Raw genomic sequence first — 23972 nt, 5'->3', positions numbered from 1 at the left:
TATATTTAAGGACGTGTTGCTATATGAATGACTAACGGAATTTTTCAACAATACTTAAAGGATTACATCTGAAAAGGTCGAATTAGTAAGGTAGACATAGAAATTCAGAAAATATTTTTGTAAACGCTTACTAATATTGAGGGGAGAGATCGAATATGATGCAAACACCTCTGCTTTTGACACAAATGATTGAACGAGCCGAAAAGTATTTTCCTAACAAAGAAATTGTTTCACGTACTGAGTCCGGAATAAGCCGCTTCACGTATAAACAGTGGGGAGAAAGAACAAGAAGACTTGCAAGCAGCCTATCAAAACTTGGGGTTGAAGAAGGGGATAAGGTCGGGACACTTGCCTGGAACCACCATCGACATCTTGAATCCTATTTTGCGATTCCTTGTAGTGGGGCTGTCCTACATACGATCAACATTCGCTTATCACCTCAGCACATCGTATATATCATCAATCATGCCAAGGACCAGGTATTGCTCATCGACTCAGACATCGTACCGCTCATTGAAAAAATCAAAGACCAGATACCGACAGTCAAAGCGTTCATTGTAATGACCGATGGAGACTTGCCGGAAACCACTTTGGAACCGGTTTATCATTATGAGAGATTGCTGGAGGAAGGCGACCCTGCTTTCCAATTCCGTACTGACATTGATGAAAATGCTCCTGCCGGGATGTGTTACACCTCAGCCACAACCGGAAATCCTAAAGGGGTCATTTATTCTCATCGTGGAATCGTCCTGCATGCCATGGCGCTGGGGCTTGCTGATACCACTGGTGTTTGTGAAAGAGACGTGGCCCTGCCTGTCGTACCGATGTTCCATGTGAATGCATGGGGACTTCCATTTGCCTCGGTGTGGTTCGGGACGAAGCAGGTTCTTCCTGGACCATATTTCACTCCTGGATTGCTGGCTCAGTTAATGCAGGATGAGAAGGTAACCATCTCTGCAGGGGTCCCGACCATTTGGCTTGGCTTGCTCAATGAATTAGAGAAAAATGAATATGATCTCTCCAGCCTTCGTTCCGTTCTATGCGGGGGTTCTGCGGCTCCTAAAGGAATGATTAGAACCTTTGAAGAGAAATTCGGCATTCCGTTCATGCATGCATATGGAATGACGGAAACAAGTCCGCTTGCCGTGATTGCTGCTTCGAAAAGCTATCATGATGATCTTTCCCCAGAAGAAAAGCTTGATCTGAAAGCAAAGCAAGGGATTCTCGTCCCTGGACTAGACATGAAAATCGTCGGGAAAGACGGAGAAGTGGCTTGGGATGGAAAGGAAATGGGAGAGCTTGCCCTGAGAGGTCCTTGGATTGCTTCTGAATACTATGAAGATGAAAGAACACAGGAAGCATTCCGTGATGGCTGGCTGTATACAGGTGATGTGGTCACCATCGACGAAGAGGGCTACATTAAAATCGTTGACCGCACAAAGGACTTGATCAAATCAGGTGGGGAATGGATTTCTTCTGTAGACCTTGAAAATGCCCTCATGGCACATGAACATATCTTCGAAGCAGCGGTAGTTGCCGTTCCCCATGAAGAATGGCAGGAACGCCCGATCGCTTGTGTGGTGTTAAGAGACTCGGGAAAAGGAAATGTGTCCAAAGAAGAAATCATGGACTTTCTGAAACCACAGTTTGCCAAATGGTGGCTGCCGGATGAGATACTGTTCCTTGATGAGATTCCCAAAACGTCAGTAGGTAAATTTTTGAAGAGAGCCTTGCGGGATCAAGTACAGGTTAAAATGAAACAAACATAAATCGTATGAGAGGTCGGTACGAAGTCGACCTCTCTTTTGAATTATTATACTATTCAAAATAATGATTCCTAAAAATAGGATATTACGCTATGCTAGAAGAAAGGGGAGGGATTTTTTTGACAGTGTCAAATCAATACGAAACAGTAAAATTACATAAAGAAGGTAAGGTGGCAAGGCTTCAGCTGAACCGGCCTCAATCTCTGAATGCGTTGGATGCAGGGCTTATGGGAGAGCTCCTGGCTGCGTTAAAAGAAGTGAAAAATGACCCATCGATTTCTTTATTGGTCCTGACAGGGGAAGGAAAGGGGTTTTCTTCTGGAGGAGATATTAAATCCATGCTTTCATTAAGCGGAGAAGAACAGTTCTCAAGTATTATGGATACCATCAGTGAACTGGTGATGACGCTTTACACCATGCCGAAAATTGTTCTAACAGGTATACATGGTGCTGCTGCAGGTCTTGGTTTCAGCCTGGCGCTTTGCTCCGACTATATTTTGTGTGAAGAAGACAGCAAGCTCGCCATGAACTTTATCGGCATCGCACTGATTCCGGATGGTGGAAGTCATTTTCTTCTGCAGGAGCGCCTGGGAACACATAAAGCGAAACGATTGATTTGGAACGGTAAAGTATTGGAAGGGCAAGAGGCTCTTATGAAGGGACTGGTTGACGAAGCGATTCCTTCAGGAAAATTGGAAGAAGGCATAGAACGCTATACAAAACAAGTATTAAGTGCACCGACGAAGGCGATGCTGAAAACGAAAGATGTATATGTCACATTAAACAAAGAAAGACTTCAGCGGGCACTTGATCTGGAAAAAGAAGGGCAATGGCTCATGCGCCAAACCTCGGATCACCAGGAAGGCATTCGCGCATTTGTGGAGAAAAGAAGACCTGAATTTAAGGGAGAATAATAGTTAAAAAGAACTAACCTGAAGGGGTTGGTTCTTTTTTATTATACATTCAGCCTTTTAATTTAAAAATGCATTACAAGCCACTTGACGTGACCCGCAATGCAGGATGTAAGCCTTACACATGAAACAACAACAGTTTCCCCAGAGGAGAAGTACAGCGATGAGTATGATCGGAGTACCCCTTTTCTTCTAACATGGATTCTCCCATTTTCTTTGCGTCGCTGTCGGATGAAGCTTCGAATGATTCATCCAGAATCTTTTTTCCGTCTTTTTCAAAAACCGTCAATTTGTATACTTTCATTGTGATATACCCCTTTGTATAGAATTCATGTACTCTTTTATTTTTTCATATTATCATTTTTTTGGAAAGTCTAAATAGTTTGATAAAGAAAAAAGGATGGAAAATGAAACCTTTTTTGGATAGAATCGTAGAGTACTAGAGAGAAAAAAGATGCTCGTTTTATGGGTATGGGAGGGAAATGCTGAAATGGGTTTGAATATACAACAGGTAACCAAACGGTTTGGACAATTTACAGCAGTTGATCAGCTGTCACTGAACATCCCACCGGGTGAAATGTTTGGGTTCCTGGGCGCCAATGGGGCCGGGAAGACGACGACATTTCGAATGGTGTTAGGGTTGTTAGATGCAACGGAAGGGCAGATTACGTGGAAAGGGAAACGGATCGATTATTCTACAAGTCCGGAAATTGGATATCTGCCTGAAGAAAGAGGACTATATCCGAAAATGAAGGTGAGCGATCAGATCGTCTTTCTGGCCCGTCTTCGTGGGATGGAGAAAAAGATTATCCTGAAGGAACTGGATTACTGGCTGGAACGATTCAATGTTCCTCAAAACGTCAACAAGAAAGTAGAAGAACTTTCAAAAGGAAATCAGCAAAAAATACAGTTTATCGCATCGGTTATTCATAAGCCCAGTTTACTGATTCTCGACGAACCGTTCAGCGGTCTCGATCCGGTTAATGTTGAACTGTTAAAGGATGCGGTCCGGGAAATCAAGAATAATGGAACGACAATCGTGTTCTCCAGTCACCGCATGGAGCATGTGGAGGAGCTCTGTGAAAGCCTGTGCATCATGCATAAAGGGCGTCCCGTCGTGCATGGTGGCTTGAAGGAGATCAAGCGTTCTTTTGGGAAGAAGAATGTGGTGATTCACTCCGATTTTGATCTTCTATATCTGAAGGATTTGAAAGGAGTGACGAAGCTGAAAGAAACAACGGAAGGAGTGCTTCTTCAGGTCGAGTCTGAGGCTGCTGCCCAGGGGGTATTTCATGATGTTGTTCAAAAGGGATTCCTTCGTAAGTTCGAATTAGAAGAACCTTCCCTGAACGATATCTTCATAGAAAAGGTGGGAACTTCTTATGAATAATTTCTTCTTGATCCTTAGTCACTCTTATTTATCTAAGCTTAAGGCTAAATCTTTTATCATATCCACCGTCATCATTGCCGCAGCCCTTGTATTATTGGCCAATTTTGACAGTATCATATCGAACTTCAGTGATGATGACACGAGTAAGATAGCGGTTCAGGACGAAACGGGCAAGCTGTATGATCCGCTTGTGCAACAGCTGGAGATCATGAATAGCGAGATTGAGCTTGAACCTGCCACTCAATCGATGGAAGAAATCGAAAAGAAAATAGAATCTGAAGAAATAAAAGGATTACTCATTTTGAGTGAAAGCGCTGAAGGCCTTCCACAAGCTCTGTATAAATCCAATTCGTTATCAGAGTCCAATGTGACCGGGGAATTACAAATCGCCCTGCAAAATGTAAAGTCTTCACTGGCTGCAAGTATTCTGGAGCTTTCCGGTGAAGAGCTGGCACTTCTTAGCGTTCCTGTTGCCTTTGAGAAGGAAGCCCTTGTTGTAGGAGCCAAGTCTGAAGAAGAACTAAGTCAGGCAAGGGGTATTGTATATGTTCTATTATTCTTTATTTATTTCTCTGTCATCGCTTACGCCAACATGACAGCCATGGAAGTCGCGACAGAGAAAAGCTCCCGGGTCATGGAAATCCTCATATCGAGTGTCTCCCCGGTGAAACAAATGTTTGCCAAAATTATTGGAATCGGCCTCGCAGGGTTAACACAGTTAGCCGTAATCCTGGCTGTAGGCTATTTTACAATGATTCAAAAGAAAGATGAACTGGTCGGGGGTTTCTTTGAAGGATTCGGATTTGAATCTCTATCTGTAGGTGTCATCATATATGCGGTCTTATTCTTTTTATTAGGGTATTTCCTGTATGCAACGCTGGCTGCATTACTGGGATCTCTTGTCAGTAGAATCGAAGATGTACAGCAGATGATCATGCCGATGACCTTCCTGATCATGATTGGATTCTTCATCTCCATGTTCGGTCTTGGAAATCCGGAATCCAGTTTTGTCACGATCACTTCGTATATCCCGTTCTTTACACCGATGGTTATGTTCCTTCGTGTAGGGATGCTGAATCTTCCAGTGTATGAACCCGTTATAGGAATTGTGGTCCTCCTTGTGACGATCATTATTCTTGGAGTATTTGGAGCAAGGGTGTATCGCGGAGGAGTGCTCCTATACGGAAAATCTAATTCATATAAAGATATTAAAAAAGCAATCGATATCACATCGAAAAAATAATAGGTAAGAGCAGGCTGTCTCCGTCGTCCGGGGCAGTCTTTCTCTATGAATCGCGTGAAATGTTGAATATATACTGAAATTATCGCCGGTTTTAGGATATAATGAAAGAATATAAGAACGTATATTCGTAGTGCAGGGAGGGAACTTCATGGGGAAGATCCGGTTTTTTCATGTAGCAGATCTACATCTTGATAGTCCTTTTATCGGACTAAAACATTTACCGAAAGAATTGTTCGAACGAATACATAATAGTACCTTTGCCTCTTTTGAAAAAGTGGTAAGGGAAGCGATTCATAGACAAATTGACTTCATGATTATCAGCGGGGATCTGTTTGACGAAGAAGATCGCAGCATTCGTGCGCAGGCGAAATTATTGAAGCAATTCAAGCTGTTACATTCAAACAACATTCCTGTATACGTTGTTCACGGGAATCATGATCATCTTGGAAGCTTTCGATTAGAGCTCGATATGCCGGATAACATACATATTTTTAACACAGAAACAGAAGCGAAACAGCTTACTGTAAAGAATGGGACAACTGTGGATATAGTCGGATTCAGCTATGGTACAAGACATATCCAGGAGAGAAGGATTGCTGATTATCCCAAACGTTCCGTTGACCGCTATACGATAGGCATCCTCCATGGAAGCGAAGGAAGTGTGCATTCTTCACATGAAACGTACGCTCCTTTTGCAGTAAGGGAACTATTGGAGAAGAATTATCACTACTGGGCTTTGGGGCATATCCATGAGCGGCAGATTCTGCACGAAGAGCCCTACATCGTGTATCCAGGTAACATCCAGGGAAGACATCGAAAAGAAACAGGTGAAAAAGGATGCTATGAAGTGGTGCTTGATCATCACCATACAGAATTAACATTTATCCCGACTCACGACTTGATGTGGAAGACATGCACCGTATCCCTTCAGGGTGTTCAGCGCTTTGGGGAAATCTTTCAGCGTATCCAGCAAGCTCTGGAATCTCTTGAAGAAGGGGATGTGTTAATTGAGGTGATCTTGACGGATGATGAATCACTCCCTCAAGACATGGCTGGCAAAATAGAAAATGGTGATCTACTGGAAGCATTGCAGTCAGAATACGAGAGTCACCGGGGGTTGAAGTGGATTCATTCAATACGATGGAATCATACACAAGCAAGTCGTGGAATGGAACAGGATCCATTCAAACAGGAAGTAATGGAGACTCTGGAAAACATGGGTGAAGAAGAATGGAAGGATGCCCTGGCAGAACTGTTTGAGCACCCTTCTATTTACCGCTTTCTGGATCCCTTAAAGGAAGAAGAGAAGAAATCTTTAATAGAAGAAACAGAGCACTTGTTACAAGATAAAGGCTGATCGTGGAGGTGAATGGGGTGAAACTGCTCGAACTTCATATTTATGGATACGGAAAAATAGAAAACAAGCACTATACGATGGGTGACCTTCAATTATTCTATGGGGAAAACGAAGCTGGTAAATCAACGATTATGTCGTTCATACATAGCATTTTGTTCGGGTTTCCGACGAAGCAGCAATCCCTTCTCAGGTATGAACCGAAATCTACTACAGAGTATGGGGGGAGAATTCTTTGCAGCATGGAAGGACAAGGACTCCTCACTATCGAGCGGGTTAAAGGGAAGGCCACAGGGGACGTGACCGTTCAATTCGAGGACGGAAGAACCGAAGGAGAAGAAACCCTTAAACACCTGCTCGGAAATATGGACAGGACAACTTACCAAAACATATTCTCATTCAACCTCGAAGGCCTGCAAAACATTCAGCGCCTCAAAAAAGATGAACTGAACCGCTACCTATTCTCTGCAGGCTCTACAGGGACGGACCTCCTGTTACAGATGGAACAGAATTGGCAGAAAGAAAGGGAACAGCTGTTTAAGAAATCGGGAAGAAAGCCGATGATCAACGCAGTGTTGACACAATTAAAACTCCTTGAAAAACAAGTAAAGGAAGGAAAAGAAAAAAATGATCAATACCGTCCTCTCATAGCAAAGCAAAAATCGTTAGAAACCCGGATTTCATCCTTAGAGACCGAAAAGGCATCTCTTGCTGAAAAGAAAGAGAACCTGATTTCAGTTAATGAAAACTGGGAAGCACTCACTAGCTTCAAAGGAGTGGAGGAGAGGCTTACCCAATTGGAAACAATTGAGTTTCCTGCAAAAGGATTAGAGCGTTTAAACGAACTTAAAACGGAAGAAAGACAAGTGTCGGCATATCTTGAAACCTTGGTGACGAAACAAGAAAATCTGCATGATAAATTAGAGTCAGAAGTGATTGATCCTTCCCTGGTTGAAGACCTTCCTTTTATAGAAAAGATATTGTCTCAACAGTCTTTTTATATGAAATGGAAAGAAGAAAGCAGTGAACGGAGCAGAGATCTGAAAACGGTGCGTAGTAAGATCAACGCTACGATCCGTGAATTGGGATTAACAATAGAGATGGAGGACATCCCGGCCCTGGATACTAGCTTAATGATGTCTGACCGTATTCAAAACGCACTGGATCAGCAATCAAAGCTCCTTCATGAACGGGAAAGCTTTCAGAAGCATTACCAAGAGGAAGAAGAAGAACTTCACAACATCGAAAGGAAGTGTGATAGCTTAGAGGACCGGCTGATGGAAGAAGATGAGTATCAAGAATTGCAAAGAACGGTGAAAATGGAATCTTCCCGGCAAGCTTCACGGGACCAGGCACATTGGATGAGCCTGCAAGTGAAAGAGGCTGAAGAACGTTTCATCAGAAAAAAGTCCTCCTTCTCCCGGCAGCTCTTCTTAATGGGTGCAGCACTCCTTCTTTTATTCGGGATTGGGTCATGGGCAATCGTGAACGGAAATGGGCTCATTATCGGTATCAGCTTGCTTCTTCTCATTGTAGTAGGTGCATCGGGAATGCAGGCGAGGGGTAATCTGAGAGAAGAATCCAGCATCCTTCAACAAACTAAAGCACGAGCAAAAGAGTTTCAGCCGGAAGGTCAAATGGAATTTCACTCTTTGGATAGGGCTGAGCAAAGCCTAAAGCAGCAAATGGAGTTGAGGAACGAGTGGAAGCAGCGAATTCTTTCATTAGAAGAGCAACAGGCAAAACTCCAGAAGCTCCATGCAAAACAGAAGGAAGTAGAGAAAGAAATTGTTTCAGGAGATGAGAGGATATCCGGTCTGAAATCAGAGCTCTGTTTACCTTCTGATTTTCACTGGAAGTGGCTGCCTGATGCGTTTGTCAAAATGAAAGAGACCGTCTCGAATTATGAGGCTTATATCCAACTTAAAGAAGAACAAGAATATGTGGTCCGAAAGTTGAATGAGTATAGGGACCATTGTCAGGAATGGTTCCACCGACACTCTCTCACGTTTACCACAGTGGATGAGGCCATAATTAAACTGAAGGGAATCATGCAGGATATTGAAAAGAAAACCCTCATAATCAATAGCATCCAAACGGAGCTCGAGCCTCTTTCTTTCGAGATAGAGAAGCTCAGAATTGAAGGTGGAAAGATCCGTGAAGAGGTTGGAACGCTTCTCCAATCTGCAGGGTGCATGGAAGAAACGGAATTTCGAGAAAAAAAACTTCACGCCGAAGAGAGAATGGACCTATCGGCTCAATATAATGGAATGAAAACGAGGCTGACCGAACGAACACTCAACACGTTTCTTCGGTTTGATTCAGAGGAAGATAGCAGAAAAAAATTAAAATGGGTATCGAAACGAATCGAAGAGCTTTCAACTGAGCTCTCTGCTCATCAAAAAGAGCTCGCTACCATTTCGTATGAAATAAAAGTGCTGGAGGAAGGAAAGAGCTACTCCACGATCCTTCAGGAGTTTCAAAGCAAAAAGGCTGAGCTTCAAGAACTTGCGTATGACTGGTCCAAATATACGTTAGCACAAGTGGCCTTAAGGAAAACAATGGATCTTTACCAGAAATCGAAGATGCCTAAAGTGATGGAGCTTGCAGAGGAGAACTTTAGAGAGCTGACGGAAGGGCACTATCTACGGATCTTCTTACGGGATGATGAGATGATCAGGGTAGAGAGGAAGGACGGTGCAGTTTTCCATGCAGTGGAACTCAGTCAAGGAACGAAAGAACAGTTATACATCTCGATTCGCTTTGCCCTCATTCAATCTTTCCGGGACAAGTACCCATTGCCGGTAATGATCGACGATGGCGTAGTCAACTTTGATCGGGAAAGAACGAACGCATTTCTAAAGCTGTTGAGGAAAATGGCAACGAACCATCAGACTCTGTTCTTCACCTGCCATTCTCATATAAGAAATGAGTTTACCAAGGATGAAATGATCGTGTTAAAGCGAATGGATAAGGAATCGATCCGAAATGCATGATTCTTTAAAGAATTTGAATTGGCAATAATTTCTCAGATTCGTTACAATACTACAAGGAGTTTGTTTACACGAGCACGGGAATGAAATGAAAGTCAGAAAGAAGGAACACATAGTATGACAAAAACAAAAGGGTCCAAACGAAATCGGGGACCGCTGGCACTACTGAGCTTTAACTTATTTATCGTCATGGTTGGAATCGGGCTGGTCATCCCCATTCTTCCTTTCTACGTCGAAAAATTCAACGCCAATGCTCAAACGCTTGGAGCGTTGGTGGCTGTATTTGCCTTTATGCAGTTTTTATTTGCTCCTATCTGGGGACGGTTATCTGATCGAATCGGGAGGAAACCATTAATCACCATCGGCCTGATAGGGTTTGCCATAGCTGAATTCATTTTTGCCTTTGCTGTAGGATTATGGATGCTATTTCTGTCCAGGATCCTGGCAGGCGTTTTCGGCTCAGCATTAATGCCGACTGCCATGGCCTATGTATCAGATGTTACGGATGAGGACAATCGGGGGCAAGGGATGGGGATCCTTGGTGCCGCCATGGGTCTTGGAATCGTCATCGGGCCTGGAATCGGAGGATGGCTGGCAGAAATCAATCTCTCCTATCCATTTATCTTTGCAGGGATCGCCGCCTCCATTGCAGCAATCGTTTCGGTCATCATATTACCGGAATCCTATCCAAAGGAAAAAAGAACCTTTGACCCGAATGAAAAACGTGAAAACCGCTTCGTGGTCATGAAGAATGCGGTGATGAGTCCGGTCGGGTTTCTGTTGGTACTCGTATTCATCATGAGCTTTGGATTGGCGAATTTCCAATCAATCTTCAGCTACTATGCACTTGAACGATATGGCTATGGTCCACAGGAAGTCGGGATCATCATTTTGATCATTGGTATCATCGGTACTCTTGTTCAAGGAGTGGGTGTGGGAAGGGCGACGAAGATCTTCGGTGAGGAAAAGGTCGTAACCGGCTCATTGCTCCTCAGTGCACTGGGATTTGTCATCATGACATTTGCCACTAACTTTGTAGGGGTCTTGATCACAACCGCCGTTTTCTTTGTCGGAAACTCCTTGCTCCGTCCATCGTTGAATTCCCTTATTTCAAAACTGGCAGGAGAACGACAGGGGACCGTCATGGGGCTGAACAACTCATTTCTCAGTCTTGGTAATGTCGCTGGACCGTTACTTGCCGGGACACTGTTTGAGTGGAATATACATATTCCCTACTTCTTCGGAGCATTCATTATGCTCGTAGGACTGGTAGCGACGAAAGTCTGGATTAGCAAGAAACAAAAAAAAGCATTGGTGAATTAGGCTTTAGTACCGTCTCCGGGTGGGGGCGGTTTTTTTGTTGTGGAAAGAGAGGGACGGACCTCTGGAATTTGATCATCGTTTGGCACAATCCTGGCCCGCATCACGCTCCAACCCTTTCCACCCCTGTACTCTATCGAAATATGATATACTGAAACTACTACTAATATAGTTGGACGGAGGAGAAGAGATGTCTGGGATTACCCAATTTAATGTCGGAGAAACAATCGAATTACCCCTATTAATTAAACAAATGACCAAAGGCACGACAAATACAGGTAAGCCGTTTTTAACGCTGATTCTGCAAGATAAGAGTGGAAACATGGAAGCTAAGCTTTGGGATGCTTCTGAGCAGGATGAGAAGGCATACCAACCTGAAACAATCGTACAGGTTGTTGGAGACATACATAGTTATCGTGGAAAGAGTCAGCTCAAGATCAAGCAGATTCGCCCGGCTTCCCCGGCAGATGGTTATGCCATTTCGGACTTCCTGGAAACGGCGCCAGTAAGCATTGAGGAAATGACGAGTAAAATCACTCAGTATATTTTTGAAATGAGAAATCCAAATATACAACGCATCACAAGGCACTTGATTAAAAAATATCAGAAGCCTTTCCTGGAATATCCGGCGGCTACCAAGAATCATCATGAATTTGTGTCAGGCCTTGCGTATCATGTTGTATCGATGCTGGACCTCTCGAAGGCCATTGCAGGACTGTATCCATCCCTGGATTCAGACCTATTGTACGCCGGGGTCATTCTTCATGATTTAGGCAAAGTCATAGAGCTTTCAGGTCCAACCTCTACTACGTATACGATTGAAGGGAATCTGATCGGTCATATTTCGATCATGGTGAACGAGATTGGAAAAGCTGCAGATGAGCTTGGAATTGAAGGGGAAGAAGTGATGATCCTTCAACATCTCGTATTGAGTCATCATGGAAAAGCGGAATGGGGTAGTCCTAAGCCGCCGCTCATTCGTGAAGCTGAAATCCTGCATTACATCGATAACGTGGATGCAAAGATGAATATGCTGGATCGTGCATTGGAACGGGTGAAACCAGGGGAGTATACAGAAAGAGTATTTGCCCTTGATAATCGTTCATTCTATAAACCGACTTTTCATAAATAGGTAACCTGTTAGACCCCGGATAAAGGAGCGGGGTCTTTTTAGTAGAATAAAAGATTAAATCCAGTTATGTTTTATCTCTTCACTACATATAGTGTTAATAAAGAGGACAAACCTATAAGGAGATGAAGCAAATGACACTACCTATTTGGATGTACTTGGTTGTAGCAGGGATTTTCGGGAGTGCCTTTATGACGATTAAATCAGCTAAGGAAGAAAAGAATATGGAAGATGAGTGGATAGAGAAAGAAGGAGAAGTCTACATTCATCGTATGAAAGAGGAGAAGGAGCGGAGACGTCAACTTACGTCTTGATCATAGAGAATAAAAAGGCCTGATGGAGTGGATCCGTCAGGCCTTTTTGGTCTACTCTTCGGCAGGTGCTGGAGCTTCTTCTCCTTCAGGTACAGCAGGAGCTTCTCCGCCTTCAGGTGCAGCCGCAGGGTTCAGCACTTGATCAAATGCTTTTTTAAGATCTTTATCTTTAATGTTTAAGTCAGCTTTTTCGATTTCAGCTTTCATCGCTTCCTGGATTTTTTGAGGATCCACTTTCGAAAGCTTCAGTTCTTTTTCGATTTCCTTTTTCATCTCGTCAAAGGATTTCTTTTCTTTTTTATCTGTCACTTCAATGATGTGGTAGCCATATTCTGTTTTGATCGGCTCGCTCACTTTGCCTTTTTCTAAAGTGTCCAGAGCTTTAGAGAATTCAGGTACGAAGTTTTGACGTCCTGCATTGTCTACCCAGCCTAAGCTTCCGCCATTTTCAGCAGAACCAGGATCTTTAGAGTATTCTTTTGCAAGTTCTTCAAATTTTCCACCATCAGCTAATTTTTGTTTCACTTCTTTAGCTGTTTTTTCATCATCTACAAGAATGTGACGAACTTGAATGTCAGGCTTCCATGTCTCGTAGTATTTCTTTACTTCTTCTTCAGTAACTTTCACGTCAGAGATCGCAGCTTTTTCTTGAAGTAATTGAAGCTTTAAGTATTCTTTAAACGATTTTTCATCAAGATTATATTGTTGTAAGAACATTTCGAATTGAGGTCCCAATTGATCTTTGGCTTCATTCAGCTTTTCGTCAACTTCCTCTTTCGACACGTCATACTTTTCTTCAAGTACTTTCGTATAAACCAATTCTTGAAGGGCTTGTTCCATTTGTGGAGTGAATTTTTGCTTCATTGATTTGTAAAGTTCATCTTTTGTTACGTCTCCAGCTTTTGTTGTTGCAACAACTTCACTGTTTCCTTCAGCACCGTCTCCGCTGCATCCTGCAAGTCCAACGACTCCCGCAGCCAATGATACTGAAATGATCCATTTTTTCATGGTGACCAACTCCTACAATATATTCGTTTGATGGCTTGTCAAATTTCTACAAACCATACTATAACATACTTTTTCCATGAAAAAAAATATTTTCCATATTAATCTTCAGAAAAATGGGCATTTTACACACCCATTTCCTAGGTACTTTCATATGATAAGAGCGAAGAGAGAAAAGGAGGTAATAAATATGAGCTGTGGATACAATTCCGGATTCGCGTTAATCGTAGTGCTGTTCATCTTATTAATCATCGTTGGTGCCGCATTTATTTGCTAAAAAAAATTAAATTTATGACATTAGCCTAAAACAAACGGCAGCTAACTTGAATAAGATAAATTAGCGCTTCAAAGGAGGTGGAAAGTTATGGGTAATGCATACGGCGGAGGTTTCGCGTTAATCGTAGTACTGTTCATCCTGTTAATCATTGTGGGTGCAGCATGGCTATAATTTTAGCCTCAGGGTTTAAAGTTATCGGATAAAGACTGTAGAGGGGGCAATACCTTTAGAAAGGCGGCCCCTTTTGCTTTATTCATATTTAGGCGGCTTTTTCATACATGAAAGGAGGAAGCGCAGATGTCAGGTGCTTACGGCGGAGGATTTGCGTTAATCGTTGTTCTATTCATTTTGTTAATCATCATTGGTGCAGCATACGTTTATTAATTAAACGATGACTTATAGAAAAAACAAAGCAGATCCTGACTTTCCGGATCTGCTTTTTGCTTGTCGCCTCTGAACGAGCCGCCTCCGCTTTTCTGATTGTCCAGCTCCGGCGGCTAGAGGCTCGAGGTCATAAGGTAAACCTACCAAAAAGGCAAAGAGCGCCTTTCCGGTAGGTTTACCTTATGCTTGTCGCCTCTGAACGAGCCGCCTCCGCTTTTCTATGTAAAGAGAATTTCTATATAAGAAGAGACCAGTAGTATGGTGATTAGGATATTGATGGTTCTAAACACCTTTGGTTGGCGTTCTTCAGGTATTTCTTTTTGTAAACATAATGCGTTTGTCATTTTATTTATATAGAATAAGATGAAAACAGCAAACACTAAAAACATGGAGATCATCCAAACCCCTCCCCGTTATCTCCTTTAAGCTATACATTACCAAATAATTTCTCTAATTGGTAGCGAGAGTATTGCATTAATCATGCAAATAAGGCTTTTTGCATTCTTTTTACCATTCCGTCCAAGTGCACCCAGGAATTTTCGATCAGTAAATGAAGAATCTTCGTGAAAATACCTGAGAAAAGCAGAAGGATGATTTCTTCCATCGAGTGTGTGTTTCAATGGCCGTCCATCATCCTTACTGATAAATCAATATTTCGTATCCATCATCGTTCTCTTCAATTAATGCATTCTTTGGGGAATCCATGAGTTGCTTTGCATAAATAAAGTCAATGGCACAGATTCCTGAATGAAATGCAAGCAGCATTGTAAAGTAATGAGAATAGTGCGGAAAGTGGATGCATCCGTATAGCAAAATCCCGTTCAACACAAAGAATGGTGCCACCAGGGCAAGCATATAACGGTATTTTGAGATAGGCTGATCTACTCGCAAAGAAACGATCGGTAAAAAGAATAGTTTCCGATTGCATCTACATTTCATTTTTTTTACAAAGGGTAGTATCGGTACAATGTGAAAAAACTTATGCAACGGATAGATGCTCAACATTCCTATGAAGAACACAAGGAAATGGTTATCATAGAATGCACTTGGAAATAGTAAGTTAATTGGTACGTATATTAATGAGAATACCATCATCATGATGATGGATGAAAGTAAAAAGACTCGGTAAAATCCGAATTGTTTTTCCAGATTGATTGTTTTCCAGCAATGCATAAAAAAATCGCCTCCATTAGACGAATAAATCATAGTTAAGTGCCTAACATACTTTATTACGATTGCCGGAAAAAATCAATACATTTCAGGCTGATTTTTTCATATTTTTTAGAAGAACTTTTTGGGAAAGGTATGTTATAGTTTTGTACAATGAGAGTATGAGAATTTTTTGCAATGATTGAAGGGTGATTAAGATGAATGATTTACTGAAACGTATAGAGAAACTCGAGTATTATCAACGGTTAATGGCGGAGATGATCCCCGAAAATGGTTTTCCATTTCATCGAATGATCATTCGTATGGGTTTGTCGGAGAGAGAAGTGAAGGAGTTCTTTATAGTTTGTGATAGGTTGAGCATGAAACTCCAAAAGCAAAAAGCGGAAGGATTCGTGTACAATACTCCGCTTTTCAAAGAGTTTGAAGAAGAGCTTCATTCAAAGCTGAAGGTTCATGAAGTGGTTGATAGCTGTTTAGCTCAAGACATTTATCCAGCTTTGATGAAACAGTTAAAGAAGAGCATGTAGATCAAGCCAATTCTTCTTCATCTTGAAATAATTCCCCCAGTTTTCCGTTATCATCAGAAAAATCATTTTCAATGTTATGAAACGATTTTTCGAATATCTCCATAAAATCATTTCCATATATATTTCGCACGACGGTCATCATCTCAATCATTTCAGGGAACTTTCCATATAATTCCCTTAATGGGGAAACTCCCTGGAAGATTGAGTGGCTCTCAGGCTTATAGTTCTTCATTAACTCAAGAAGTATATTTTCCCCTTTAGCCGTCAATTGAATATAGGTGTTCCGTTTATCGTTCTCCCGTTTAGAAAACTGTAGTAATTCCCGTTCTTCTAATTTCTTGGAGAAGTTAAATGCAGTTGAAACGTGCATAACACCAAACTTGGCTACGTCTGAAATGGAAGCACCCTTTAAATGATACGCAATCCAGAGAATATGATGTTCGTTGATATTTAAGTCGTATGGCTTGATCCATTGCTGCCAGTCCTTTTCTATGGCCTTCCACAGAGCTTTACTAAGCTGAGCCATCCTTTGACTGAAGAGCATAGCCTCTTTCAAAGTAAATTCTCTTTCCTTCATCTCATTCACCCACTTTGCTAGAAAATCTTTTTAAATCTAAGTAGTACCAAAATGACTTACTAAAACAACTAGTACAAAAAAGAAAGCGCTTATATTTTATTATGCCAATAAAGTAATAATTAATAAAGGTTAAATTGACAAAATTTTTCGAAGTATATAATTTTTGGTTTGGACATACTGTGAAAAACAGAGGTTGATGGGTGGATGGATACTGTAATGACGGGATTTTTTCATGTAATTATTATATTGAAAGAAAAGACGGGGGATAATAATTTTTTTTCAAAACATGTTTCTTCAGAATCGATATAATCCCTATTTCATCAAAAAAACCCCACAGTCTTTCCTCATCATTAGTGAAAAGGGCTGTGGGGATCTGGTTATTGATTCGGTGTATTTGCTGAGTTAATCGATTTTTCCAAGTCTTCAATGGTTCTTTGGATGGATTGGATTTCTTCCTGAAGTCTTCGATTATTTGGCTCTGTCGAAGCCTGCCATTGTTTGAAAGAAGCTTGAAGATCTTTCGAAAGCTGCATGACCGTTTCTTTTCCTTCCTGAGACAGGGTGCCGATGGAATCTTTCAATTCGCCAATATTCACCTTCATCTCTTCGATTACTCCAGTCCATTCATCTTTCTTGTCCTTGATTTGTGCCCGGATATCTTTCCCCGATGAAGGAGACGTAAGAAGGGATGCTACTCCTCCAACCACTCCACCGATTAAAAGCCCGTAAGCCAGGGATTTCTTGTTCACTATGATCACCTCGTTCTTCTAGTTCTATAATACTCTATTTCTACAATCGACATGTATTCTCCTTTTCCCTTTTAAAACAGATTAAAACAAGTCAATTCATAACTTTCTTATTTGCAGCATAAAAATAAAGGTAAGAGGTGGAGTAAAGGAGGGGTTGTAATCGATGGACGGGATAATCTTTGGTTTCTTTGCCCTCTGTGCAGTCTTATTTCTAAGTATGGTGTATAATTTCATTTCCATTCAAAGGCCGGGTATGTATCCTCCTAAGAATATATTAAAAAAGCGTGCTGCCATAATGGGGTCCGGTGGGGTGATCACCTTTTTGATTGGAGTGCTCTTATGGGTTGCAGTCAAGTAAGATATAGAAAAAGCCCTCCATTCAGGTGGCGATTCACAATGAATGGAGGGCTTTACTATGATTAAATTAGGATAGCTGTTCTGTTGTGACAGCTTCTCGAATGGTTGAACGTTTTAAAATCCCGTTAATGATTGGATAGACCACAAACATTGCCCCGGCGTTAACAAGTGTAGCTGGAAGTACGACTGCTGCAAATAGAGCAAAGAAAGCTCCAGGCAGACCGACAATCACATAAGCAGAAAGTAAGAATATACTTCCTGATACGAGTGTACCAATAGCTGTTAGAACAGAAGCCCCTACAAGTGAACGAGTGACCTTTTTAGTAGCCAGGAAAAGTCCGTAAAAAACGAATGCCGTGATCGGTTTATCGATCAGGTTAGGTAAGAATCCTCCAGGGAACTGTGTTGTCAGACCTGAAATGACTCCAGTTAATAAACCTAAAAGCAATACGTTTTTCTTAGCTGGAAATAATATAATGCCCAGAAACATCATCGTAAGCATCATGTCCGGCTTCATTCCTAAGAAAATTCCAGGAATCACTGTGTGCAGGACGGCTCCGATCCCCACTAATAATGACAGGGATACAAGTGTTTTTGTATTCATTTCTCATCTCTCCTCAACTAAACTATACTATTTGCTTCTCCTAATGTGCACTGTTGCCATTAGCGAAAAGATAGGTACATTATAACATACCGAAAATCGTTGTCAAAGATTAATTATTCTGAAAAACCCGATTCCCTTTAGCTTCAGGGATCAGGCTCGATTTTTATGAAAGATGCTGTGCTATGGATTCAGCTATTCCTTTTAAGTCTTCTTGAGTGTAGTCATCATTATGAGTCTTCCAAACGGCTCCAAAGCCATCTCCCTGGCCGTAGCGGGGAATGAAGTGCATGTGGAAATGGAAGACAGATTGTCCTGCTTCTTCACCTGCGTTGCTTAACAAGTTCATTCCAATTGGATTAAACTCGGCCTTTATACTCTCAGCAATCCTAGGTGCAACGGAGAAGAGGTGGCTTGCCATATCGGGAGTCAGCTCATAGATATTTTCTTTATGTACCTTTGGAATTAGTAATGTATGTCCTTTCGTCACTTGACTAATATCAAGGAAAGCAAGGACATGTTCATCTTCGTACACTTTCATTGCAGGGATCTCACCGTCGATAATCTTGCAAAAAATACAGTCACTCATATTTACTCCACCTTTCAGTAATGGCATTTTTATGTATTTTATCATGAAAGAGAAAATAAATGAAGAAGAGACAGGAACGATTTTCCTGCCTCTCTTCTTGAAGGGGTAATACTATAAAGGTTTATATGTCAGGCTTCATTCTCTTTGATAAACACCTCATTCGCTAGTAGCTTCTGTAGTGATACATTCTTAAGTTAGAATGAAAATTGTTCAATGCGACCATCCCCTTATCTTTTCGCTATTTAAGCAATTCAGACAATAGAAACTGTTAGCCGTCTTGGACAAACACCTCATTTGCTATAAGGATGATATGTGTAAACCATTAGAAACATGAATGACTTTGTGCAATGTGACCATCCCCTTATCTCCTAAGCTTGAGAAGCTAATAAAGTAAGTTGATTCAGTCAAAGTGTGCTTTAACAAACACCTCATTTATCAATTTTTTGAACAAATGAATATGGTGAGTGTGTCATTCACTATAGAAGACGACAATCCTTACAGTCGCAAACAATAGTGAAATCGGTTAGCTGGTCTTTAACAACCATCCCCTTTTTCTTATTGCTGGCCCCTTCAAATATTATGATGTGCAAATCGGTTATGGTTATGAATGCTAAAATATGGCATGGGAAATTGGTTTAACAATGCCTTTACCATGAAATTTTGATAAAATAGAGAAAACCATGTAGAAGAGAAAGGACGTTGCTGTTCGTGTCATTATTAGAAATCAAACACCTGGTTGGCGGATATACCCGAAAACCGGTATTAAAGGATATAACATTCTCCATACATTCAAATGAAATTGTCGGATTAATCGGCCTGAACGGAGCAGGGAAAAGTACGACGATCAAGCATATAATTGGTCTCATGGAAGCAAAGCAAGGAGAAGTGGTTATTAATGGTCACACCTTGAAGAGTGATGCCGATCAGTATCGAAAGCAGTTTTCTTACATACCGGAAACACCGATTCTTTATGATGAGCTTACCCTTGAAGAGCATTTAAAACTTACGGCCATGGCTTACGGCTTATCGGAGTCTGAGTATAAAGGAAGAATTGATAAACTGTTGATGGCCTTTCGTATGGAGAAGAAGATGAGCTGGTTTCCTGCCCATTTTTCAAAAGGAATGAAACAAAAGGTGATGATCATGTGCGCCTTTCTTATTCAGCCCAGTCTCTATATCATTGACGAGCCGTTTGTTGGATTAGATCCACTCGGGATTCAGTCACTGTTGGATTGGATGCAGGAGATGAAGCAAAATGGTGCTGGAATACTGATGTCTACGCATATTTTAGCAACGGCAGAAAGATATTGTGACTCATTCATCATCCTTCATGAAGGGAAAATTCGTGCAAAAGGAACGCTTCAGGAGCTTCGTAAGGAATTCTCCATGCCGGGTGCAACGTTAGATGATATTTATATCCAGCTGACAAAGGAAGAATCCCATGATGAATAAGGTGGAAAGTATTTGGAAGAAACGAATTGTAGAGTATAATCAGGAGCTTCAAAAGTATTTGAAATACATGTTTAACGATCATTTACTATTCGTCCTGATCTTTGCTCTGGGAGGAGCAGCGTATACATATAATCAGTGGGTGAAAACCCTGGATCCTGCTTTTCCTGCACCACTCATCATGGCGGTGATCATTGGGCTGATACTTGCCTGGAGTCCGGTTTATACGTTTCTGAGGGAAGCGGATGCCGTATTCCTTTTACCATTAGAAGGGCGTTTATCGAGTTATTTCACCAAATGCATCTGGATCAGCTTCATGTTTCAATCATACATTCAACTGCTCGTACTGGCTGCTCTCATGCCAATGTATGTAGCAGTATCCGGGAGCAGCTTTGGAAGCTTCTTTCCGTTACTTGGCTTTGTATTGGCCTTAAAGGTATGGAATCTGTATGTACGCTGGTTCATGCTGCGATTTCAGGAAAGGGAAGCCCACCTGACGGACAGCTTGTTACGCTTTTTATTAAGCGGTGCTCTCGTGTTCTTGGTGCTATCTGACGCTGAATACTGGATGGTCATCGTCGTTGCCTTCATCATGCTCGGATATGCGTTTTACTTTTTTCAATCAACAAAAGGTAAAAATCTTAAATGGGATTTGTTAATCAATCTGGAGCAGCAGCGAAAGCTGATCTTTTACCGGATCGCCAATATGTTCACGGATGTGCCTAAGCTGAAAGGGAAGGTGCACCGGAGAATATGGCTTGATGGGCTTGTGCGGACACCTTTCTCTCAATCATCGACGTATCGGTATTTGTATCTTCGGTCGTTGGTGAGAACAAGTGAATATTCGGGTCTTTACATTCGGTTAACCTTGATCGGTGCTCTGTTGATTTATTCGAATTCTTCTTTTATCTTCAGTATTCTGACGGCATTAGTGTTTCTTTATTTAACAGCTTTTCAGCTGATCCCATTGTTTAAACGGTTTGATTATAAAATATGGGTACTCATTTATCCCGTATCACGGGAATTAAAGAAATCCTCTTTTCAAAAAATCATGAATCAGGCCATGATGATCCAAGCCGCTCTGTTTTCCCTTCCTCTATTTTTAAAGGGGGAATGGATAGAAGGGCTGATCACGTTACTGGTCGGGTTATCATTTTCAATTCTATTTAGTCAGTTTTACTTAGTCCAGCGATTGAAGAAGATGGAAGAAACATTATTTTAGTGAAACAATCCGCCAGAATGAAACGTATAGAAAGAGTAAACAGATAAAAAAGGATGGTGGTTCAGTGTGAACCATGAAAGAGAAGAGCTCGATTCCTGGAAACGTAAGTTCAGTAGAAAATCTTCCATCTTCCAACGTGTTTCGAAGCAGGCTCAAACTAAAGTGAATCAATGGATCCCTGAGAAAGCACATAACGTAGTAACGGAAAGTATCAAGAAGATGGTAGAAGTAACGTTAAAGGGAAGCGGGTGGGTACCCCTTCAGCAGGTCTCCGTGAAGTCTTCACTGAAGGCAAGAGAAGCGCTGATGAAGGAACGAATGGAATTTTACAGGAAAGCGGCAACGATTGAAGGGGCAGGAACAGGTGCAGGTGGAATCTTTCTCGGCCTGGCAGATTTTCCGTTGCTCCTATCAATCAAAATGAAATTTCTGAGCGAATGCTCTGCCATTCATGGCTATGATACAAAACAATATGAGGAACGACTGTTTCTGCTATATGTCTTTCAGCTTGCATTCTCCAGCGATTCTCATAAAAAACATGTCCTCGACATCATCGAAAACTGGGATGTGGAAAAAGAAAAACTGAAAGAATTGGACTGGAGAACTTTCCAGCAGGAGTATCGGGATTACATTGATTTCGTTAAATTGTTTCAACTCATTCCCGGGGTAGGGGCTGTGGTGGGAGCCTATGCAAACTATCAACTTCTTGATCAATTGGGGGAAGTGGCAAAATATGCTTATCGGATTCGGTACTTTCATGATATAGAATAGTAGTGAGGGAAGGTCGACGTGATGGTCGATCTTTTTTTGTGAGGATAATTGGTAGGCTTTACGGGAAGCAAACGCTTTTTTTTATTTCCTCTGAATATTCAGGTATAGTTAGAAAGTACGTTATCATTATAGTAGTGAGGTGTGAAATAGATGAACAAACGCAAGAAAGGTTTGAGGGTGTTAGGACTTATTCTATTCTCATTCTTCTTCTTTTTAGCAGGGGTGTTCCACTTTATTGAAGCTCAAGGATTCGCAAAAATGATCCCTGAATTTATTCCTCTAAGGGAAGAAATCGTGTATATTACGGGAATGATCGAGTTTATATTGGCTGTACTCCTGCTCATTCCAAAGACTCGTGAAAAAGCGGGGGTCATCACAGCGATCTATTTAGTTCTCATCTTTCCTGCCAATATTTATGCCGCCATTAAAGGAATTCCAGCTCCAGGGAATGAAGAAGCGAATGTTGTGCTGCTTTGGGTGAGGTTATTATTTCAACCGCTATTGATCTGGTGGGTCTTGGTGGTAAGTAAGATCGAAAAAAATCATCGTTTTTATTAAGAGTAAAGGATCAGGCCATTATGGCGCCTGATCCTTTTTTTGACTTACTTTGTAAGCGTCTCTGTGACAGAATGCCTTTGTTGATATTGAACGGCAGCAGACGCCAGTGATTTAGCGGCAATCAGAAGAGCCTTTTCGTTAATATCAAACTTGGGATGATGGTGGGGGAAGGCAACTTCAACATTATCCGGCTTGGCACCTGTAAAAAAGAAGGTACCCTTTACACGTTCTAAGTAATGGGAGAAATCTTCCCCGCCCATTTGCATTTCAATTTCTTCCACTCTATGAACTTCATCGACTGTATCCACACTTTGAATCAATAGATCCGTTTCCTCTGCGTGATTCACGACAGCAGGATATCCGCGTTCATACACATATTCAAACTCACAACGGGCTGAAAGACATGCACCTTTCAGGATCTGTTCGATTTCTTCTTCGATAAAGTCTCTGACCTCAGGATTGAATGTACGGACTGTTCCAATGAGTTTAGCGGAATCGGCAATCACATTAAATGCGTTATCTGCCATAAATGAACCGATTGTCACGACGGCAGGGTCAATCGGATTCACTCTTCTGCTGACAATTTGCTGAAGCTCGGAAACGACTTGAGCCCCGATCACGATGGAATCCTTCGTTTTATGAGGCTGTGCCCCGTGACCGCCGGACCCCTTGATGACGATTTCAAATCTATCAGCAGCAGCCATGATGGGACCTGTCCGATATAGAATTTTTCCGAGAGGCTCACTTGACCATAAATGAGTTCCGAAAATAACATCCACTCCATCCAGGCAGCCCGCTTCAATCATGGGTTTCGCTCCGCCTGGTGCATATTCTTCCGCATGCTGATGAATCAGAACTATAGTGCCGGATAGCACATCGCGCATTTCATGCAGGGTTTTACCCAATACTAACAGTGTTGCTGTATGACCGTCATGGCCACATGCATGCATGACGCCAGGAACGGTTGAGCGATATTCCACATCCTTTTCATCCTGGATGGGGAGGGCGTCAAAGTCTGCACGAAGAGCTACTGTTTTTCCCGGCAGGGCTCCCTCGATTCTTGCTACCACCCCATTGCCACCGACTTGTTCCTGGACGGGAACCCCGATTTTATTGTAGTAATCAGCAATGAATGCAGCTGTGTTTTTCTCTTGGAAGGATAATTCAGGATGCTGATGGAGGAATCTCCTGATCTCAACCATTTCTATCCAACGTTCTTCTAATTTCTGATATAATTCATTCAGCAAGTGCACAACCTCCTAATATTTGATGAATATTACGAATATTATAACACTAAATATTGAGAGGGAAGTAAT

The 23972-nt window shown here is 41.7% G+C and carries 27 protein-coding genes and 1 pseudogene; 18 read left to right on the top strand and 10 right to left on the bottom strand.

Annotated elements, in window-relative coordinates; all coding sequences use genetic code 11:
* Positions 1-155: 155 nt before the first annotated feature.
* On the top strand, positions 156-1769 hold the full coding sequence (locus ACIFOD_RS18460) for a long-chain fatty acid--CoA ligase (RefSeq protein WP_430315827.1): 1614 nt from the start codon (positions 156-158) through the stop codon (positions 1767-1769).
* Positions 1770-1885: 116 nt separating this feature from the next.
* The gene (locus tag ACIFOD_RS18455) at positions 1886-2680 is read left to right on the top strand and encodes an enoyl-CoA hydratase (protein WP_397553271.1); all 795 of its coding nucleotides are present in this window, start codon (positions 1886-1888) and stop codon (positions 2678-2680) included.
* A 115-nt stretch (positions 2681-2795) separates the two neighbouring features.
* On the opposite strand, the gene ACIFOD_RS18450 is transcribed toward ACIFOD_RS18455, so the two are convergent.
* Entirely contained in the window at positions 2796-2981 is a 186-nt protein-coding gene (locus tag ACIFOD_RS18450; protein ID WP_113971251.1) for a YhzD family protein, read from the bottom strand.
* Between the two features lie 186 nt (positions 2982-3167).
* Here ACIFOD_RS18450 and ACIFOD_RS18445 point away from each other — a divergent pair, with 186 nt between their 5' ends.
* From ACIFOD_RS18445 to ACIFOD_RS18415, 7 genes and pseudogenes are all read left to right on the top strand, one after another.
* Positions 3168-4067 carry an ABC transporter ATP-binding protein gene (locus tag ACIFOD_RS18445; RefSeq protein WP_430315825.1) on the top strand — a complete coding sequence of 300 codons (900 nt, stop codon included), beginning with the start codon at positions 3168-3170 and terminating at the stop codon, positions 4065-4067.
* Positions 4060-5310, top strand: a complete 1251-nt coding sequence (locus tag ACIFOD_RS18440) for an ABC transporter permease (protein WP_430315823.1) — start codon at positions 4060-4062, stop codon at positions 5308-5310. The genes ACIFOD_RS18445 and ACIFOD_RS18440 overlap by 8 nt, the downstream gene beginning before the upstream one ends.
* Positions 5311-5458: 148 nt before the next feature.
* The gene (locus ACIFOD_RS18435; RefSeq protein ID WP_430315821.1) at positions 5459-6667 is read left to right on the top strand and encodes a metallophosphoesterase family protein; all 1209 of its coding nucleotides are present in this window, start codon (positions 5459-5461) and stop codon (positions 6665-6667) included.
* Positions 6668-6684: 17 nt separating this feature from the next.
* On the top strand, positions 6685-9660 hold the full coding sequence (locus ACIFOD_RS18430; RefSeq protein WP_430315819.1) for an ATP-binding protein: 2976 nt from the start codon (positions 6685-6687) through the stop codon (positions 9658-9660).
* A 105-nt stretch (positions 9661-9765) separates the two neighbouring features.
* Positions 9766-10980, top strand: a pseudogene (locus ACIFOD_RS18425) (MFS transporter); the annotation flags it as partial.
* A 187-nt stretch (positions 10981-11167) separates the two neighbouring features.
* On the top strand, positions 11168-12109 hold the full coding sequence (gene yhaM, locus ACIFOD_RS18420; protein WP_113971256.1) for a 3'-5' exoribonuclease YhaM: 942 nt from the start codon (positions 11168-11170) through the stop codon (positions 12107-12109).
* Positions 12110-12240: 131 nt separating this feature from the next.
* The gene (locus ACIFOD_RS18415; protein ID WP_430315817.1) at positions 12241-12420 is read left to right on the top strand and encodes a sporulation YhaL family protein; all 180 of its coding nucleotides are present in this window, start codon (positions 12241-12243) and stop codon (positions 12418-12420) included.
* A 51-nt stretch (positions 12421-12471) separates the two neighbouring features.
* On the opposite strand, the gene ACIFOD_RS18410 is transcribed toward ACIFOD_RS18415, so the two are convergent.
* Positions 12472-13428: a peptidylprolyl isomerase gene (locus ACIFOD_RS18410; RefSeq protein WP_430315815.1), complete on the bottom strand. Its 957-nt coding sequence runs from the start codon at positions 13426-13428 to the stop codon at positions 12472-12474.
* Between the two features lie 187 nt (positions 13429-13615).
* Here ACIFOD_RS18410 and ACIFOD_RS18405 point away from each other — a divergent pair, with 187 nt between their 5' ends.
* From ACIFOD_RS18405 to ACIFOD_RS18395, 3 genes are all read left to right on the top strand, one after another.
* Positions 13616-13702, top strand: a complete 87-nt coding sequence (locus ACIFOD_RS18405; RefSeq protein WP_138777695.1) for a YjcZ family sporulation protein — start codon at positions 13616-13618, stop codon at positions 13700-13702.
* Between the two features lie 87 nt (positions 13703-13789).
* Positions 13790-13873, top strand: coding sequence for a YjcZ family sporulation protein (locus ACIFOD_RS18400; RefSeq protein WP_032089274.1), 84 nt, complete (start codon positions 13790-13792; stop codon positions 13871-13873).
* Between the two features lie 126 nt (positions 13874-13999).
* On the top strand, positions 14000-14086 hold the full coding sequence (locus tag ACIFOD_RS18395) for a YjcZ family sporulation protein (protein WP_113971259.1): 87 nt from the start codon (positions 14000-14002) through the stop codon (positions 14084-14086).
* 218 nt (positions 14087-14304) lie between these two features.
* On the opposite strand, the gene ACIFOD_RS18390 is transcribed toward ACIFOD_RS18395, so the two are convergent.
* From ACIFOD_RS18390 to ACIFOD_RS18380, 3 genes are all read right to left on the bottom strand, one after another.
* Positions 14305-14484, bottom strand: a complete 180-nt coding sequence (locus tag ACIFOD_RS18390) for a hypothetical protein (RefSeq protein WP_034763303.1) — start codon at positions 14482-14484, stop codon at positions 14305-14307.
* Between the two features lie 80 nt (positions 14485-14564).
* On the bottom strand, positions 14565-14690 hold the full coding sequence (locus ACIFOD_RS18385; protein WP_430315813.1) for a hypothetical protein: 126 nt from the start codon (positions 14688-14690) through the stop codon (positions 14565-14567).
* Between the two features lie 32 nt (positions 14691-14722).
* Positions 14723-15259 (bottom strand): DUF3267 domain-containing protein, encoded by a 537-nt coding sequence (locus ACIFOD_RS18380; RefSeq protein WP_397553277.1) that lies wholly within the window; start codon positions 15257-15259, stop codon positions 14723-14725.
* 194 nt (positions 15260-15453) lie between these two features.
* Here ACIFOD_RS18380 and ACIFOD_RS18375 point away from each other — a divergent pair, with 194 nt between their 5' ends.
* A complete protein-coding gene (locus ACIFOD_RS18375; RefSeq protein ID WP_430315811.1) occupies positions 15454-15783 on the top strand; it encodes a DUF1878 family protein in 330 nt (109 codons plus the stop codon).
* 1 nt (position 15784) lies between these two features.
* Here ACIFOD_RS18375 and ACIFOD_RS18370 read toward each other — a convergent pair whose 3' ends face one another.
* Positions 15785-16360, bottom strand: a complete 576-nt coding sequence (locus tag ACIFOD_RS18370) for an HTH-type transcriptional regulator Hpr (protein ID WP_113971262.1) — start codon at positions 16358-16360, stop codon at positions 15785-15787.
* A 377-nt stretch (positions 16361-16737) separates the two neighbouring features.
* Positions 16738-17109: a YtxH domain-containing protein gene (locus ACIFOD_RS18365; protein WP_430315810.1), complete on the bottom strand. Its 372-nt coding sequence runs from the start codon at positions 17107-17109 to the stop codon at positions 16738-16740.
* Positions 17110-17272: 163 nt separating this feature from the next.
* Between ACIFOD_RS18365 and ACIFOD_RS18360 the strand changes: the two genes are divergently transcribed.
* Positions 17273-17467 carry a hypothetical protein gene (locus ACIFOD_RS18360; RefSeq protein WP_113971264.1) on the top strand — a complete coding sequence of 65 codons (195 nt, stop codon included), beginning with the start codon at positions 17273-17275 and terminating at the stop codon, positions 17465-17467.
* A gap of 66 nt (positions 17468-17533) precedes the next feature.
* On the opposite strand, the gene ACIFOD_RS18355 is transcribed toward ACIFOD_RS18360, so the two are convergent.
* Entirely contained in the window at positions 17534-18070 is a 537-nt protein-coding gene (locus tag ACIFOD_RS18355) for a tryptophan transporter (protein WP_324747736.1), read from the bottom strand.
* Between the two features lie 163 nt (positions 18071-18233).
* Positions 18234-18656, bottom strand: coding sequence for an HIT family protein (locus ACIFOD_RS18350; RefSeq protein ID WP_113971546.1), 423 nt, complete (start codon positions 18654-18656; stop codon positions 18234-18236).
* 708 nt (positions 18657-19364) lie between these two features.
* Between ACIFOD_RS18350 and ACIFOD_RS18345 the strand changes: the two genes are divergently transcribed.
* The 4 genes from ACIFOD_RS18345 (at position 19365) to ACIFOD_RS18330 (ending at position 22656) form a co-directional block, all read left to right on the top strand.
* Positions 19365-20108, top strand: a complete 744-nt coding sequence (locus ACIFOD_RS18345; protein ID WP_430315809.1) for an ABC transporter ATP-binding protein — start codon at positions 19365-19367, stop codon at positions 20106-20108.
* Complete coding sequence (locus tag ACIFOD_RS18340) at positions 20101-21327, top strand: ABC transporter permease (protein WP_430315807.1); 1227 nt, start codon at positions 20101-20103, stop codon at positions 21325-21327. Before ACIFOD_RS18345 ends, ACIFOD_RS18340 begins: the two co-directional genes overlap by 8 nt.
* Before the next feature lie 66 nt (positions 21328-21393).
* Complete coding sequence (locus ACIFOD_RS18335) at positions 21394-22098, top strand: EcsC family protein (protein ID WP_430315806.1); 705 nt, start codon at positions 21394-21396, stop codon at positions 22096-22098.
* A gap of 150 nt (positions 22099-22248) precedes the next feature.
* Positions 22249-22656, top strand: coding sequence for a DoxX family protein (locus ACIFOD_RS18330; RefSeq protein WP_430315805.1), 408 nt, complete (start codon positions 22249-22251; stop codon positions 22654-22656).
* 44 nt (positions 22657-22700) lie between these two features.
* Here the strand turns inward: ACIFOD_RS18330 and ACIFOD_RS18325 are convergent, their stop codons facing one another.
* The gene (locus tag ACIFOD_RS18325) at positions 22701-23903 is read right to left on the bottom strand and encodes a M20 family metallopeptidase (RefSeq protein WP_430315803.1); all 1203 of its coding nucleotides are present in this window, start codon (positions 23901-23903) and stop codon (positions 22701-22703) included.
* Positions 23904-23972: the final 69 nt, after the last annotated feature.

It is taken from the genome of Rossellomorea sp. NRS-1567 (assembly GCF_050467885.1).
Classification (GTDB): Bacteria; Bacillota; Bacilli; order Bacillales; family Bacillaceae_B; genus Rossellomorea; species Rossellomorea aquimaris_C.
Note: the sequence above shows the minus strand (reverse complement) of the source record. Positions and strands in the feature narration are given on the sequence as shown.

What these genes read in the sequence shown, in the direction of transcription:
- ACIFOD_RS18460 (WP_430315827.1), top strand. Translation starts at nt 156, where the DNA reads ATGATGCAAACACCTCTGCTTTTGACACAAATGATTGAACGAGCCGAA.
- ACIFOD_RS18450 (WP_113971251.1), bottom strand. Translation starts at nt 2,981, where the DNA reads ATGAAAGTATACAAATTGACGGTTTTTGAAAAAGACGGAAAAAAGATT.
- ACIFOD_RS18445 (WP_430315825.1), top strand. Translation starts at nt 3,168, where the DNA reads ATGGGTTTGAATATACAACAGGTAACCAAACGGTTTGGACAATTTACA.
- ACIFOD_RS18440 (WP_430315823.1), top strand. Translation starts at nt 4,060, where the DNA reads ATGAATAATTTCTTCTTGATCCTTAGTCACTCTTATTTATCTAAGCTT.
- ACIFOD_RS18435 (WP_430315821.1), top strand. Translation starts at nt 5,459, where the DNA reads ATGGGGAAGATCCGGTTTTTTCATGTAGCAGATCTACATCTTGATAGT.
- yhaM (WP_113971256.1), top strand. Translation starts at nt 11,168, where the DNA reads ATGTCTGGGATTACCCAATTTAATGTCGGAGAAACAATCGAATTACCC.
- ACIFOD_RS18415 (WP_430315817.1), top strand. Translation starts at nt 12,241, where the DNA reads ATGACACTACCTATTTGGATGTACTTGGTTGTAGCAGGGATTTTCGGG.
- ACIFOD_RS18410 (WP_430315815.1), bottom strand. Translation starts at nt 13,428, where the DNA reads ATGAAAAAATGGATCATTTCAGTATCATTGGCTGCGGGAGTCGTTGGA.
- ACIFOD_RS18405 (WP_138777695.1), top strand. Translation starts at nt 13,616, where the DNA reads ATGAGCTGTGGATACAATTCCGGATTCGCGTTAATCGTAGTGCTGTTC.
- ACIFOD_RS18400 (WP_032089274.1), top strand. Translation starts at nt 13,790, where the DNA reads ATGGGTAATGCATACGGCGGAGGTTTCGCGTTAATCGTAGTACTGTTC.
- ACIFOD_RS18395 (WP_113971259.1), top strand. Translation starts at nt 14,000, where the DNA reads ATGTCAGGTGCTTACGGCGGAGGATTTGCGTTAATCGTTGTTCTATTC.
- ACIFOD_RS18390 (WP_034763303.1), bottom strand. Translation starts at nt 14,484, where the DNA reads ATGATCTCCATGTTTTTAGTGTTTGCTGTTTTCATCTTATTCTATATA.
- ACIFOD_RS18385 (WP_430315813.1), bottom strand. Translation starts at nt 14,690, where the DNA reads ATGGAAGAAATCATCCTTCTGCTTTTCTCAGGTATTTTCACGAAGATT.
- ACIFOD_RS18380 (WP_397553277.1), bottom strand. Translation starts at nt 15,259, where the DNA reads ATGCATTGCTGGAAAACAATCAATCTGGAAAAACAATTCGGATTTTAC.
- ACIFOD_RS18375 (WP_430315811.1), top strand. Translation starts at nt 15,454, where the DNA reads ATGAATGATTTACTGAAACGTATAGAGAAACTCGAGTATTATCAACGG.
- ACIFOD_RS18370 (WP_113971262.1), bottom strand. Translation starts at nt 16,360, where the DNA reads ATGAAGGAAAGAGAATTTACTTTGAAAGAGGCTATGCTCTTCAGTCAA.
- ACIFOD_RS18360 (WP_113971264.1), top strand. Translation starts at nt 17,273, where the DNA reads ATGGACGGGATAATCTTTGGTTTCTTTGCCCTCTGTGCAGTCTTATTT.
- ACIFOD_RS18355 (WP_324747736.1), bottom strand. Translation starts at nt 18,070, where the DNA reads ATGAATACAAAAACACTTGTATCCCTGTCATTATTAGTGGGGATCGGA.
- ACIFOD_RS18350 (WP_113971546.1), bottom strand. Translation starts at nt 18,656, where the DNA reads ATGAGTGACTGTATTTTTTGCAAGATTATCGACGGTGAGATCCCTGCA.
- ACIFOD_RS18340 (WP_430315807.1), top strand. Translation starts at nt 20,101, where the DNA reads ATGAATAAGGTGGAAAGTATTTGGAAGAAACGAATTGTAGAGTATAAT.
- ACIFOD_RS18330 (WP_430315805.1), top strand. Translation starts at nt 22,249, where the DNA reads ATGAACAAACGCAAGAAAGGTTTGAGGGTGTTAGGACTTATTCTATTC.